This window comes from Roseivivax marinus, from assembly GCF_900109705.1.
Taxonomy (GTDB): Bacteria; Pseudomonadota; Alphaproteobacteria; order Rhodobacterales; family Rhodobacteraceae; genus Roseivivax; species Roseivivax marinus.
Window position 1 is genome coordinate 241,599 of the sequence record NZ_FOAI01000005.1, and the last position, 13,515, is coordinate 255,113.

General features: G+C 66.9%; 15 protein-coding genes. 11 read left to right on the forward strand and 4 right to left on the reverse strand.

What is annotated here, in order from left to right; genetic code table 11:
- On the forward strand, positions 1 to 1,056 hold the full coding sequence (queA, locus tag BMX29_RS08635; RefSeq protein ID WP_092811939.1) for a tRNA preQ1(34) S-adenosylmethionine ribosyltransferase-isomerase QueA: 1,056 nt from the start codon (positions 1 to 3) through the stop codon (positions 1,054 to 1,056).
- On the opposite strand, the gene BMX29_RS08640 is transcribed toward queA, so the two are convergent.
- Entirely contained in the window at positions 1,053 to 2,348 is a 1,296-nt protein-coding gene (locus tag BMX29_RS08640; protein ID WP_092811941.1) for a pilus assembly protein TadG-related protein, read from the reverse strand. The two genes, queA and BMX29_RS08640, sit on opposite strands and share 4 nt — an antisense overlap.
- Positions 2,348 to 2,749, reverse strand: a complete 402-nt coding sequence (locus tag BMX29_RS08645) for a TadE/TadG family type IV pilus assembly protein (RefSeq protein ID WP_092811943.1) — start codon at positions 2,747 to 2,749, stop codon at positions 2,348 to 2,350. Before BMX29_RS08645 ends, BMX29_RS08640 begins: the two co-directional genes overlap by 1 nt.
- 542 nt (positions 2,750 to 3,291) lie before the next feature.
- Between BMX29_RS08645 and BMX29_RS08650 the strand changes: the two genes are divergently transcribed.
- Both BMX29_RS08650 and BMX29_RS08655 read left to right on the forward strand, forming a co-directional pair.
- Positions 3,292 to 4,545 (forward strand): MFS transporter, encoded by a 1,254-nt coding sequence (locus BMX29_RS08650; protein ID WP_092811945.1) that lies wholly within the window; start codon positions 3,292 to 3,294, stop codon positions 4,543 to 4,545.
- Between the two features lie 106 nt (positions 4,546 to 4,651).
- Positions 4,652 to 5,251 (forward strand): DUF924 family protein, encoded by a 600-nt coding sequence (locus tag BMX29_RS08655; RefSeq protein WP_244889196.1) that lies wholly within the window; start codon positions 4,652 to 4,654, stop codon positions 5,249 to 5,251.
- Between the two features lie 137 nt (positions 5,252 to 5,388).
- Here BMX29_RS08655 and BMX29_RS08660 read toward each other — a convergent pair whose 3' ends face one another.
- Positions 5,389 to 5,640, reverse strand: coding sequence for a hypothetical protein (locus tag BMX29_RS08660; RefSeq protein ID WP_043841511.1), 252 nt, complete (start codon positions 5,638 to 5,640; stop codon positions 5,389 to 5,391).
- 22 nt (positions 5,641 to 5,662) lie between these two features.
- Positions 5,663 to 6,316, reverse strand: coding sequence for an alpha/beta hydrolase (locus BMX29_RS08665; protein ID WP_092811947.1), 654 nt, complete (start codon positions 6,314 to 6,316; stop codon positions 5,663 to 5,665).
- A gap of 187 nt (positions 6,317 to 6,503) precedes the next feature.
- Between BMX29_RS08665 and iscR the strand changes: the two genes are divergently transcribed.
- Genes iscR through sufD form a run of 8 tightly spaced genes read left to right on the forward strand, consistent with a single transcriptional unit; the run spans position 6,504 to position 13,515 of the window.
- A complete protein-coding gene (iscR, locus tag BMX29_RS08670) occupies positions 6,504 to 6,965 on the forward strand; it encodes a Fe-S cluster assembly transcriptional regulator IscR (protein ID WP_092811949.1) in 462 nt (153 codons plus the stop codon).
- 31 nt (positions 6,966 to 6,996) lie between these two features.
- Positions 6,997 to 8,040: a cysteine desulfurase family protein gene (locus tag BMX29_RS08675; RefSeq protein ID WP_092811951.1), complete on the forward strand. Its 1,044-nt coding sequence runs from the start codon at positions 6,997 to 6,999 to the stop codon at positions 8,038 to 8,040.
- Positions 8,041 to 8,100: 60 nt separating this feature from the next.
- Complete coding sequence (gene sufB, locus BMX29_RS08680; RefSeq protein ID WP_092811953.1) at positions 8,101 to 9,645, forward strand: Fe-S cluster assembly protein SufB; 1,545 nt, start codon at positions 8,101 to 8,103, stop codon at positions 9,643 to 9,645.
- Position 9,646: 1 nt separating this feature from the next.
- On the forward strand, positions 9,647 to 10,453 hold the full coding sequence (locus BMX29_RS08685) for a polysaccharide pyruvyl transferase family protein (protein ID WP_092811955.1): 807 nt from the start codon (positions 9,647 to 9,649) through the stop codon (positions 10,451 to 10,453).
- Between the two features lie 55 nt (positions 10,454 to 10,508).
- Positions 10,509 to 10,823 carry a heavy metal-binding domain-containing protein gene (locus tag BMX29_RS08690; protein ID WP_043841503.1) on the forward strand — a complete coding sequence of 105 codons (315 nt, stop codon included), beginning with the start codon at positions 10,509 to 10,511 and terminating at the stop codon, positions 10,821 to 10,823.
- The gene (locus tag BMX29_RS08695; protein ID WP_092811957.1) at positions 10,823 to 11,425 is read left to right on the forward strand and encodes a class I SAM-dependent methyltransferase; all 603 of its coding nucleotides are present in this window, start codon (positions 10,823 to 10,825) and stop codon (positions 11,423 to 11,425) included. Before BMX29_RS08690 ends, BMX29_RS08695 begins: the two co-directional genes overlap by 1 nt.
- A 36-nt stretch (positions 11,426 to 11,461) precedes the next feature.
- Positions 11,462 to 12,214 carry a Fe-S cluster assembly ATPase SufC gene (sufC, locus tag BMX29_RS08700; RefSeq protein ID WP_043841500.1) on the forward strand — a complete coding sequence of 251 codons (753 nt, stop codon included), beginning with the start codon at positions 11,462 to 11,464 and terminating at the stop codon, positions 12,212 to 12,214.
- A 5-nt stretch (positions 12,215 to 12,219) separates the two neighbouring features.
- A complete protein-coding gene (gene sufD / locus BMX29_RS08705; RefSeq protein ID WP_092812009.1) occupies positions 12,220 to 13,515 on the forward strand; it encodes a Fe-S cluster assembly protein SufD in 1,296 nt (431 codons plus the stop codon).

Sequence of the window (13,515 nt, forward strand, 5' to 3'; positions counted from 1 at the left end):
ATGCAGCTTTCCGACTTCGACTTCGACCTGCCAGAAGAGCTGATCGCGACCCGGCCCGCGAAGCCGCGGTCGTCCGCGCGCCTGCTGGTGGCTGAAGGCGACGCCATCACCGACGCGGTTGTGCGCGATCTCGGCGACTGGCTCCGCCCCGGTGACCGGCTGGTGCTGAACGACACCCGCGTGATCCCCGCGCGCCTCTCGGGCACCCGCACGCGCGAGGGCGCGGAGGGGCGCACCGAGGCCCGGATCGAGGCGACGCTGCTCGAGGCCCGGGCGGACGGCGCATGGTCGGCGCTGGTCAAGCCGCTCAAGAAGGTGCGCGACGGCGAGACGATCCGGTTCTCCGACCGGCTCTCGGCGGTGCTCGTGGCGCGCGAGGGTGGGCAGGGCGTGCTGCGCTTCGACCTCGCGGGCGAGGATTTCGATGCCGCGCTGGCCGAGGCCGGCGCCATGCCGCTGCCGCCCTACATCGCGCAGCGCCGCGCCGCGGACGCGCAGGACGCCGAGGACTACCAGACCGTCTGGGCGGAGCGCTCGGGCGCGGTCGCGGCGCCGACCGCCTCGCTGCACTTCGACACGGCGCTCCTTGACGACCTCGCCGCACGCGGCATCGCGTTCAGCCGCGTCACCCTGCACGTGGGCGCCGGAACCTTCCTGCCGGTGAAGGTCGACGATGTGACCACTCACAAGATGCACGCCGAGTGGGGTGAGGTGTCCGAGGCTGCCGCGGCCGAGATCGCCGAGACCCGGGCAGCCGGCGGGCGCATCATCCCCGTGGGCACCACAGCGCTGCGCCTGATCGAGACCGCGGCGCGTGAAACCGGCGCAGTCGTTCCGTGGAGCGGCGAGACCGACATCTTCATCTATCCCGGCTTCACCTTCCGCGCGACCGACGCGCTGATGACGAACTTCCACCTGCCGAAGTCGACGCTGATGATGCTGGTTTCCGCGCTGATGGGTCCCGAGCGCGTGCGCCGCATCTACGATCACGCCGTCGCCGAGCGGTATCGCTTCTTCTCCTACGGCGACGCCTCGCTGCTGGTGCCGAGCCCCTAGCGCAGCACCACGGTGTTGCGGTCGAGCATGGGCTCGAGGTTGAGGCACACGGGCAGTAGCTCGAACGACGAGGCGATGTCGTTGATCGGTTCCGCCACCGTGCCCAGAAGGGAGCCGGTGACGTCGAGTACGTCGCCCACCACGCCGCCGGTCTCCGCAACCGCCTCGTCGATGAGCTGGCTGACCGGCGAGTCCGTCGAGACGATCGCGGGGATGTCCGACACGATGTCGAGATCGGCGAACAGCAGGATCCGCACCCCGTCGCCCGCCATGCACGGCGGCGAGCCCGGCAGCAGCGCGTCCGGCGTCACCTCGACGTCGCCGAGCCCGACCAGCAGCGAGCTCACGTTCGACACCACGAGGCTCGCGTGCAGTTGCACGTCGGTGCCGAAGCGGATCGGGCAATCCGAGTAGATCGCGGCGTTCTGGACCACGAATCCGTCGTCCAGCCGCGCGATGCCCCGGTCGTCGCAGTTCACCCGGAAGCTGCCGTTCGACAGCACGCGGATGTCATCGAGATTGGAGGCATGGATGTTCTGCGTCGCGCTCTGCACGGCTTGGTAGAGATGCCACAGCGTCAGCCCGTCCTGCAGGCCGAAGAGATCGGCGTCCAGCGCGTCGCCCGACACCGCGTTGGCGACCACGGTGTTCAGCAGCCGCGAGGCCGAGCGGGTCTTCCAGACGGGCGCGTCGCCGTAATCGACCGTGGCGTTTGCATGAAGACAGATACCCGCGAAGACGTTCTTCGACGACACGTCGACACGCGCCTGCAGCGACAGCAGGGGATCGACGCAGGAGACCGACGGGCGGGTGCGAAAGCCGGCGACGGCCTCGCCGGTGATCGACCAGGGATCGGCGCCGAAAGGAAAAAGGAAGCGCAGCGGTTCGGCATTGCCGCGCTCGGCGCGCCGGTAGAGGCGGACCCGGACGGCGTCCGGCGGTGTGGCGCCCGCGTCGAACACGCCGGCCTCGGTGACCTGGCCCAGCTCGAAGCTGTCGGACTGCCAGGCGTCCTCGAGGTCGGCGAATGAAAGCGCGTCGCGGCCGATCCGCGCCGCGGCCTGCTCCGGGGTTTCCGAAAGGCGCGGTTCCGAGGCGCGCACCGCCCCGCTGAAGGCCGCGGCCTCGGCCGCCGAGGTCAGAACCTCGCGAACGCGCCAGGCGTTCGACAGGTCGATGGCGAAACCGCCCATGAGCAGCGTGATCGTCAGCACCGACAGCGACATGATCGTGCCGTAGCCGTCCTCCTGCCGCACCAGACGGGCAGGGCGGGGAGACCGGGGCGCGGGCATCACGCGGGCTCCATCAGCATGCGAACCGACGCGCCGAGCTTGCCGTCGTAGACGCGGCGCAGGAAGGGAGTGAGCGCGGTCTCCTCTCCGTCGACCAGCACGGTCACCGACACCTCGTCACCGTCCACCGTCACGTCGAAGGTGTAGGGCACCTTGCGGGGGAACATCCGGGCGTCGAAATGCGCTTCCGCGTCGGCTTCGGACACCCGCCGCAACGCGACCGCGCGGGCCGTGTCGCGCGAGGCGTTCCAGAGCCCGGCATCGACGATCATCAGGTTGGAGAAGTCGAGGATCAGCATCAGGCACCCCACGACGAAGGGCATCCAGATGACGAATTCGACGGTGGAGCCGCCGTCCTCCGAGCGAGCGAACGTGCGACCGAAACGATCCCTGAACGCCATGGCGTCCTCCGTAGCTGGCGCCCCCACCAACTGCTTCGAGAATCCGGGCCGTACGGAGCTAAAATGGGGCGAATTCGCCGCTTTTTCGCCACACGCGCAACCTGCGCGATTTTTTACGTCGTTTTTACGGTGCTTAGCTATTTCAATTTTTTTGAACGACCCGGGACGGCAGGGGCATTACATGCAGGGCTCAATATTGGTTAACGATCAAAGCGCTAGGCTTTTCGGTGCCGCAACCAACCGATTTTCTCGCGCGCGATTTAATTCCGCATACTGGAATGCGCGTAATTCGCGCATGGGGCTGTTTCTGCGCCAACAAAACCTTAGATTGATTCGTTATTCTGCAAAACCGTTCTTGCCGAAAGAAAGGTATCGCCGCGATTTCGCCGTATTTCCCGGGCTTCGCCACCATTCCACCGTGCCGCGACCCGGGTTTGTCGCATACCGACAATTCGCTGGCGTGAAGACGATGGACGCGGCGCGCCCCGCGTCGTAGCGAGCGCTGGCGCGCCGACTCGCGGCACGACGGAAAGGGCATTCCGATGGTCCAGGTGTTCATGGCCTCTTGGCCGCTGTTCTTCGGCATCCTGCTGCTGATGGTCGGCAACGGCCTGCAGGGCTCTCTCATGGGCGTGCGCGGCGGCGCGGCCGGCTTTTCGGCCTTTACCATGTCGGTGGTAATCTCGGCCTACTTCCTGGGCTTCATGATCGCCTCGCGTCTGGCGCCCGAGATGATCCGCCGGGTCGGCCACGTCCGGGTATTCGCGGCGCTCGGTTCGCTGATCTCGGCGGCGCTCATCATGTTCCCGACGCTCGAGCATCCGGCCGTCTGGATCCTCATGCGGGTGATCCTCGGCTTCTGCTTCTGCGGGGTCTACGTGACCTCGGAAAGCTGGCTCAACAACGCCGCCACGAACGACACCCGCGGCCAGGCGCTTTCGCTTTACATGATCACGCAGATGCTGGGCATCATCCTCGCCCAATCGCTGCTGGTTCTGCCCGATGCCAGCGGCTACCTGCTTTTCGTCATTCCCTCGGTCCTGGTCTCGATCGCCTTCGCGCCGATCCTGCTGGCAATCTCGCCCACGCCGGCCTTCGAGTCGACGAAGCCCATGAACCTCAAGGAGCTGTTCCGGGCCTCGCCGCTGGGCTTCGTCGGCATGTCGCTCATGGGGGCGGTCTTCGCGCTGCAGTTCGGCATGGCGGCGGTCTTCGCCTCGGAGGCCCAGTTCACCATCCGGGAGACCTCGATCTTCGTGGCGGCCTTCTATGTCGGGGCGCTGGTGTTCCAGTATCCGCTGGGCTGGCTGTCTGACCGCATCGACCGCCGCGTGCTGATCGCCGTCGTGGCGCTGGTCGGCGGAATCGCGGGCGTCGTGGGCCTGCTGTTCACCGGCGCGTTTCCGATCGTCGTCGCGGCGGCGGTGTTCATCGGCGGAGCCGCGAACCCGCTCTATTCGCTGCTCATCGCCTACACCAACGACTATCTCGAGCGCGAGGACATGGCGAGTGCGTCCGCCGGCCTGATGTTCGTCAACGGTGTCGGCGCCATCGTCGGCCCGCTGGTTACCGGCTACCTGATGCAGGTGGTGGGGCCGCGCGGCTTCTTCGTTCTGATCGCCGTCCCGATGCTGTGCCTGACGGCCTACGCCTTCTACCGGATGACCAAGCGCGCGGCGCCGTCGGTCGACGATACCGGCAGCTACACCTACTACGCGCCCACCGGTACGGTGGTCTCGATGGAATACGCCGCCGAGGACGAGGAGGCCGAACAGGCCACATCGTCCGCGTCGTGACAGCGATGACATGTTTCGTGACTGTGCAACGCGCGCAGAGCCTGCTTACCTGACGGAACGCCGGGTGGAGGCGCAAGGGACGCTGGTTGAGGAGAGGGAGGCACGCATGTCCGACGCGATGACGACGACGACGCGCCCCGAGGACATTCTGGGCTACTGGATCGACGAGGTCGGCCCCGAGGGCTGGTATCGCCAGGACGACGCCGTGGACGAGACGATCCGCACCCGGTTCCGCGATGCGTGGGACGAGGGGATGGAAGGGGCCTACGCGCTCTGGCTGACCTATCCTTCGGGGGTGCTGGCCTACGCGATCCTGATGGACCAGTTCCCGCGCAACATGTTCCGCGACGATCCCCGTGCCTACGCCTCGGACAGGGTCGCCAGCGCCGCCGCCAAGCAGGCGATCGGCCGCAACTGGGACCTCCGCATCGACGAGCCGGCGCGCCAGTTCTTCTACCTGCCGCTCATGCATGCCGAGAACCTCTGCGACCAGGACCGCTGCGTGCGCCTGATCTGCGAGCGGATGCCCGAAACAGGGGCAGACAACCTCGTCCACGCCAAGGCGCACCGCGAGGTGATCCGCCGCTTCGGCCGCTTCCCGCATCGCAATGGCGTGCTGGGGCGCACCTCGACGGCGGACGAGACGGCTTTCATGGAAGAGGGCGGCTACGGCCGCGTGGTACGCGAGATCAAGGAACCCGCCTGAGAGGCGACGTGGTGCCCGGCGGCCGTTGCGGCCGGGCCTCTGGTTTCCTTAGGTCGTGGATCTGCGGATGCGCCAGAGTGACCCGGACGCCGACCCTTCGCGTCGCGCAAAGCCTGCGGTTCGGGCCCGTCGATACCTCAGACCGGCGGCGCGGAGTTTCCGTCCGTGTCCGACGGCGATGCCTTGCGGATGCGATCGACGAGGAAGTCGCGGGCCCGCCGTTCGGCGAGCCGCACTCGGACCGAGGTCAGGAACGCCTCTTCCAGCGTCGTCGACGCGGCGGCCAGGACGCCCGCCACCTCCACGTAGAGGCGATCCTCGCCCATCTTGTCCTGAGCCTCGAGCACGTCGCGCGCGAGGTCGTCGGCCAGTGTCTCGATGTAGCTCATGGGTCCTCGTCCGCGGGGGCGATCAGCGCGTGGATTCCGTCAGGCGACGCTTCACGTAGTCCTGAACGGTGTGCACCATCGCGTCCATGTGCTCGCCTTCGAAGAAGTGGCCCGAGCCCTCGATCTCCTCGTGGGTGATCGTGATGCCCTTCTGCTCCTTGAGCTTGCCCACCAGCGAGGTCGTGTCGCTGGGCGGGGCCACGCGGTCGGCGGTGCCGTTGATGATGAGGCCCGAGGACGGGCAGGGCGCCAGGAACGAGAAGTCGTACATGTTCGCCGGCGGTGAGGCCGAGATGAAGCCGGTGATCTCGGGGCGCCGCATCAGCAGCTGCATCCCGATCCAAGCGCCGAACGAGAAGCCTGCGACCCAGCAGTGCTTGGAGTTGGCGTTCATCGACTGCAGGTAGTCCAGCGCCGAGGCCGCGTCCGACAGCTCGCCCACGCCCTGGTCGTATTCGCCCTGGGACCGGCCGACGCCGCGGAAATTGAACCGCAGCACGGTGAAGCCCATGTTGTAGAAGGCGTAATGGAGGTTGTAGACAACCTTGTTGTTCATCGTCCCGCCGAACTGCGGGTGCGGATGCAGCACGATGGCGATCGGGGCGTCGCGATCCTTCTGCGGGTGGTAGCGGCCTTCGAGACGGCCTTCGGGACCGGGGAAAATCACCTCGGGCATAAACGGGCGGCTCCTTCGCGGGGCATCCGTTCTGGGATCGTTGACGAAATCCCTCGGATACTTTAGAACGGTTCTAAACCGGCCGGGCAGGGTGCCCGAACGGCGTCCGAGGCAGATACGTCTTTGCCCGGACAAGGTCAATTGCCGCGCGGTCTTCCGCCGCGGCCGCGATGAGACGGGCGTCGGTATGAAACTCAGCACCAAGGGCCGGTACGCGATGGTGGCGCTGGTCGATATCGCCCTGCAACCCGAGGGTTCGCTCGTCACGCTGGGCGACATCGCGCGGCGGCAGGATGTCTCGGCATCCTATCTCGAACAGTTGTTCGTGAAATTGCGTCGTGCCGACCTCGTGACGTCCGTGCGGGGCCCCGGCGGCGGCTACCGGTTGGCTCGACCGTCGACCGAGATCCGCGTGGTCGACGTCCTGTCGGCCGTGGACGAGACCGTGGACGCCATGCACAAGGGCGCCGGCGCCTCGGGCGGGCTGTCCGGGTCGAAGGCGCAATCGCTGTCGAACCGGCTGTGGCAGGGGCTTTCGGCGCATGTCTACGTCTTCCTGCACCAGACGCGGCTGTCGGACATCGTGGGCAATGCCTTGGTGCCGTGCCCGGCGGTGCCGGCGATCTTCGACGTGGTGGACGAGGCGTGATGCAGCCCCCACGCATGACGAAGGTGTGCGCATGAGCCGTGTCTACCTCGACTGGAACGCTACCGCTCCGCTTCGGGCCGAGGCGCGCGCGGCGATGATCGGCGCGATGGACGCGGTCGGAAACCCGTCGTCGGTGCACGCCGAAGGTCGCTCGGCCAAGCGCATCGTCGAGACGGCGCGCGCGCAGGTCGCGACCGCGTTCGGCGCGGACGGTGCGGACGTGGTCTTCGTCTCCGGCGCCACGGAGGCGGCGGCGCTCGCTTGCGCCGGACGCGGGCTGACCGGCGCCGACATCGAGCACGACGCCGTTGCCGCCTGGATCGACGCGGTGCTGCCAGTGGACGACGCCGGCCGCGTGAAGGTCGACGCCCCGGAGACCACCGCGCTACAGGCCGCCAATTCCGAGACCGGCGTGATCCAGGACTTGCCCCAGGGCCTTGCGGTCGTAGACGCGACGCAGGCCTTCGGAAAGCTGCCGGTGGCCTTCAACTGGATGGGCTGCACCATGGCGCTGATCTCGGCGCACAAGATCGGCGGGCCCAAAGGCGTGGGCGCGCTCGTTCTGCGCCGGGGCACCGATCTCGCCGCGCAGATCCGTGGCGGCGGGCAGGAGATGGGCCGCAGGTCCGGCACCGAGAACATCGTGGGCATCGCGGGCTTCGGCGCCGCGGCCGAGGCCGCGGCGCGCGATCTGGACGCGGGCGCCTGGACCGGGGTCGAAAAACTTAGAAACATTCTAGAAGAGAGCGTTGCAGCTGCCGAGGAAGACACTATTTTCCTAGGCAAGGGCGCTTCCCGGTTGCCCAACACGTCGTGTTTCGCGGTGCCGGGCTGGAAGGGCGAGACGCAGGTGATGCAGATGGACCTCGCGGGCTTTGCCATCAGCGCCGGATCGGCCTGTTCCAGCGGCAAGGTGCGCGAAAGCCGCGTGCTGCGGGCGATGGGCCACGACGCGAGCACCGCGTCTTCCGCGATCCGGGTGAGCCTCGGACCGGACACCACCGAGAACGACGTCACCCGCTTCGCAGAGGCGTGGACGAAACACGTAAGGAAATTCCGCGCCAAGGCCGCCTGAAGCGGACCCGGCGTGTCGCCCGATCCTCGGGCGCTGACGATCAGGAGAGGACGATCCATTATGGCAGCTCTGGACGAGACCGAAGTCAAAGAGGGCGTCGACCAGGAGACGGTGGACAAGGTCCGCAATCTCGGCGGCAAGTACAAGTACGGCTGGGAAACCGAGATCGAGATGGACTATGCGCCGAAGGGCCTCACGCCCGATATCGTGCGCCTGATCTCGGAAAAGAACGAAGAACCCCAGTGGATGACCGACTGGCGCATGGCGGCCTATGACCGCTGGCTCCAGAAGGAAGAGCCCGACTGGGCGATGGTCGAGTATCCGCAGATCGACTTCCAGGAGCAGTACTACTACGCCCGGCCCAAGAGCATGGACGTGAAGCCGAAGTCGCTCGACGAGGTCGATCCCAAACTTCTGGAAACCTACGAGAAGCTCGGTATCCCGCTGCGCGAGCAAATGATCCTCGCGGGCGTCGAGGGCGCCGAAGAGGCGCCGGCCGAGGGCCGCACCGGCGGCGGTGAAGAGCGCCGCGTGGCCGTGGACGCGGTTTTCGACTCGGTGTCCGTGGGCACCACGTTCCAGAAGGAACTGGAGAAGGCGGGCGTGATCTTCTGCTCGATCTCCGAGGCGATCAAGAACCACCCCGAATTGGTGCAGAAGTATCTCGGCTCGGTCGTGCCGCAGTCGGACAACTTCTATGCCACGCTGAATTCAGCCGTCTTCTCGGACGGTTCGTTCGTCTACGTGCCGCCGGGCGTGCGCTGCCCGATGGAACTGTCCACCTACTTCCGGATCAACGCCGAGAACACCGGCCAGTTCGAGCGGACGCTCATCATCGCCGACAAGGGCTCCTACGTGAGCTACCTCGAAGGCTGCACCGCGCCGCAGCGCGACACTGCGCAGCTTCACGCGGCCGTGGTCGAGATCATCGCCGAGGAAGACGCCGAGGTGAAATACTCGACCGTGCAGAACTGGTTCCCCGGCGACGAGGAGGGCAAGGGCGGCATTTACAACTTCGTCACCAAGCGTGCCGATTGCCGCGGCGACCGCTCGAAGGTCATGTGGACGCAGGTCGAGACCGGCTCGGCTGTGACGTGGAAGTACCCGTCCTGTATCCTGCGCGGCAACGAGAGCCAGGGCGAGTTCTACTCGATCGCGATCACCAACAACCACCAGCAGGCCGATACCGGCACCAAGATGATCCATCTGGGCAAGAACACGCGCTCGCGCATCGTGTCCAAGGGTATCTCGGCCGGCAAGGCGCAGAACACCTATCGTGGTCTCGTGTCGATGCACCCCAAGGCGACCAACTCGCGCAACTACACCCAGTGCGACAGCCTGCTGATCGGCGACCAGTGCGGCGCGCACACGGTTCCGTATATCGAGGTCAAGAACAACTCGAGCCGGGTGGAGCACGAGGCGACGACGTCCAAGGTGGACGACGACCAGATGTTCTACTGCCGCCAGCGTGGCCTCGACGAGGAAGAGGCCGTGGCGCTGATCGTGAACGGCTTCGCCAAGGAGGTGCTGCAGGCGCTTCCGATGGAGTTCGCGATGGAGGCCCAGCAGCTCGTGGCAATCTCGCTCGAGGGCTCGGTCGGCTGAGATGAGCACACCGCTCAAGCTCTTCTGGTACGCGCGCGAGGCGAATTTCGGCGATGCCCTGTCGGGTATCGTCACCGCCTTCGCGTCCGGACGCGAGGTCGTCCACGCGGACCCGAAGAGCGCGGAGGTGTTCGCGGTGGGCTCGATCCTCCAGATCGTGCGCCGCACCCATCCAGAGGGCCGTGCGGGCGGGGATCGTCCGTGGGTCTGGGGATCGGGAACGCTCAAACCGATCCGGCTGGACTTCGTGCCGCACGTGCGCTTCGCCGCCCTGCGCGGCCCGATCACCGAGAGCCTTCTGGGCGTCGACGTGAACGGGGTCTACGGCGACCCGGGCCTTCTGGTTGCCGATGCGCTTGGCGACCGGCCCGAGCGCGAGGACCGGGTGGGGCTTGTGCCGCATCTTGCGCACGTGGACGGGCCGGAGGTCGCGGCACTGCTGAAGGCGGATCCGCGGCTCAAGCTCATCGACGTGCGGCAGGACGCCGCCACCGTCTGCCGCGAGATCGGGGCCTGTGCGCACGTGCTGTCCTCGTCGCTGCACGGGCTGGTCGTGGCCGATGCCTATGGCGTGCCGAACACGTGGCTCGACCCGGCGGGCATCCACAAGAGCCCGCGGCTCAAGTTCTACGACTACGCCGCCGGGATCGGTCGGGCGTTGCCGCGTCCGCTGTCTTTCGCGGAGGTTCCGGAGCACTTGCCGCGCCTGCCGGATACCGCGCCGTCCTACGCCGACGGCATCGCCGCGGCGAAAGCCGGTCTGCTGGACGCGTTCCCCGCCGAGTTGCGTCGGGAGCGGGCGGCATGACGGAACAAGCGTCGCGATGCGCGGACCGTGGACGAAACCGGGTAAGGAGGGCGAGATGATCGTCACCACCACCAACAACGTCGAGGGCTACCAGATCGCCGATTACAAGGGGATCGTGGTGGGCGAGGCCATCATGGGCGCGAACGTCTTCCGGGACTTCTTCGCGCAGGTCACCGACATCGTCGGCGGTCGCTCGGGCGCCTACGAGGCCAAGTTGCAGGACGCACGCGAGGTCGCCTTCACCGAACTCGAGGCCCGCGCCCAAAAGCTCGGCGCGAATGCGGTCGTCGGCGTGGACATCGACTACGAGGTGGTCTCGGACTCCATGCTGATGGTCTCGGTTTCCGGCACGGCGGTGGTGCTGGGCTGATGCTGACGGGGACCGTGGAACGCCCCGAGCTGACGCTCGGCGAGCCCGAGGAGGCGCTGTTGCGTGCGGAGTATGCGCGAGCGGACGTCATCCTCGAATACGGCTCGGGCGGCTCCACGGTCGTGGCGTCCGAGATGCCGGGCAAGCGCGTCACCTCGATCGAGAGCGATCCGGACTGGGCCGCGATGATGCGCGGCTGGTTCTCCGGGAACCCGCCGGCCGCCGGCACGAGCGTCGACGTTCACTGGTGCGACATCGGCCCGACGCGCGACTGGGGCCACCCCACGAACGAGGACAACTGGCGCAACTTCGCCCGCTACCCGCTTGAAATCTGGGAGCGTCGCGATTTCGTCCATCCTGACGTGGTGCTGGTCGACGGACGCTTCCGGCTGGGCTGCGCGCTTGCCGCCGCCTACTGCGCCGAGCGGCCGCTGACGCTGCTCTTCGACGATTATGCCCACCGGGCGCACTACCACCGGATCGAGGGGTTCATCGGGGCCCCGGCCGCCATCGCCGGACGGATGGCACGCTTCGACATAACACCGCAGGCCATCCCGCCGGGAAAGCTCCTGCGGATCATCCAGATCATGCAGCGGCCCTGACGGGGCGTCTGCGACCGAACAGCGAAAGAGGAAAACATGCTCGAGATCAAGAACCTGCACGTGAAGCTTGAGGAAGAGGACAAGCAGATCCTCAAGGGTGTGGACCTGACCGTCGAGGCCGGGAAGGTGCACGCGATCATGGGTCCGAACGGGTCGGGCAAGTCCACGCTGTCCTACGTCCTGTCGGGCCGCGAAGGCTACGAGGTGACCGATGGATCGGCGACCCTGCTGGGCGAGGACATCCTCGACCTTGAACCCGAGGAGCGCGCCGCCGCAGGCATGTTCCTGGCATTCCAGTACCCGGTCGAAATCCCCGGCGTCGGCAACATGACCTTCCTGCGCTCGGCGGTGAACGCGCAGCGCAAGGCGCGCGGCGAGGAAGAGATGTCGTCGTCCGACTTCCTCAAGGAAATCCGCGCCAAGGCGAAGGAGCTGCAGATCGACGCCGACATGCTCAAGCGTCCGGTCAACGTCGGCTTCTCGGGTGGCGAGAAGAAGCGCAACGAGATCCTTCAGATGGCGATGCTCGCGCCCAAGCTCTGCATCCTCGACGAGACCGACTCGGGCCTCGACGTCGACGCGATGAAGCTGGTGTCCGAAGGCGTGAACGCACTCCGCAGCCCCGATCGCGGCTTCCTCGTCATCACCCACTACCAGCGTCTTCTCGACCACATCAAACCGGACGTCGTGCACATCATGTCCGACGGCAAGATCGTGAAGACCGGCGGCCCCGAGCTCGCGCTCGAGGTCGAGAACAACGGCTACGCAGAGTTCCAGGAGACCGCGTAATGGCCATGCTGAAGAAAAAAGCGCCCGACCAGCGCAAGCTCGACGCGACCGCGACGCGGCTCGACGGGCTGCAGCGTCCCACGGGCGGCTGGGCTGAACCCGCGCGCAAGGACGCCGAGGCACGCCTGCGCGCCATGGGCCTGCCGCAAGGCCGCGACGAGTACTGGAAATACACCCGTCCTGATACGCTGACCTCGGCCGAGGTGACCCCGGCGGCGATCTTCGATGCCGGCGAGCCGCAGGTGTTCCACGCCTTCGACCGGCTCAAGATCGTCTTCACCGACGGCGCCTTCGACGCCGAGGCCTCGGACGACCTGAGCCTCGAGAACGTCGAGATCGAGCGTCTGCGTGAAAGCAGCGCGGACATCCACTGGGCGCGCGACGTTTACGGTGTGCTCGAGGCGCGCGGCCAGTCGCCGGTGGAGCGTCCGCTCGCGGCGTTCAACACGGCGTTCGCCGAGGACGGCGTGCTGATCCGCGTCACCGGCAAGGTGTCGAAGCCGATCTGCCTGATCTACAACCACGCCTCCGAGACCTCGGACGCGATCCTGCATCATGTGGTCAAGGTCGAGGAGGGCGGTGAGCTGACGCTGCTCGAGAACGGCCCGGCCGCCGCGCGCTTCAACAAGTGCATGGAGATCGACGTCGCCGACCGCGCCACGTTCCGTCACATCCGCACGCAGGGCCGCGACCACGAGCGCCGCGCGGCGACGCACATCTTCGGCCGGCTGGGCGAGGAGTCGGTGTTCAAGTCGTTCACGCTGACCGCGAACGGCGTGATGACGCGCAACGAGGTCGTGCTCGAGCTGACCGGCGACGACGCGGTGGCCCACATCGCGGGTGCCTGCATGGGCGACGGCGACTTCCACCACGACGACACGGTCTTCATCACCCATGACGCGGTGAACTGCGAAAGCCGTCAGGTCTTCAAGAAGGTCCTGCGCAACGGCGCCGTGGGCGTGTTCCAGGGCAAGATCCTGGTCGAGAAGGGCGCGCAGAAGACCGACGGCTACCAGATCTCGCAGTCGCTCCTGCTGGACGACAACTCGACGTTCCAGGCCAAGCCGGAACTCGAGATCTATGCCGACGACGTGGCCTGCTCGCATGGCTCGACCTCGGGCGCCATCGACGAGGAGGCGCTGTTCTACCTGCGCTCGCGCGGCATCCCGGAGGGTGAGGCGACGGACTACCTGACGCTCGCCTTCCTCGCCGAGGCCGTGCAGGAGATCGACGACGAGGCTCTCCAGGACGAGATCGTCGAGCGTATCTCGGCCTGGCTCTTCCGCCGCCGGGCGCGCTGA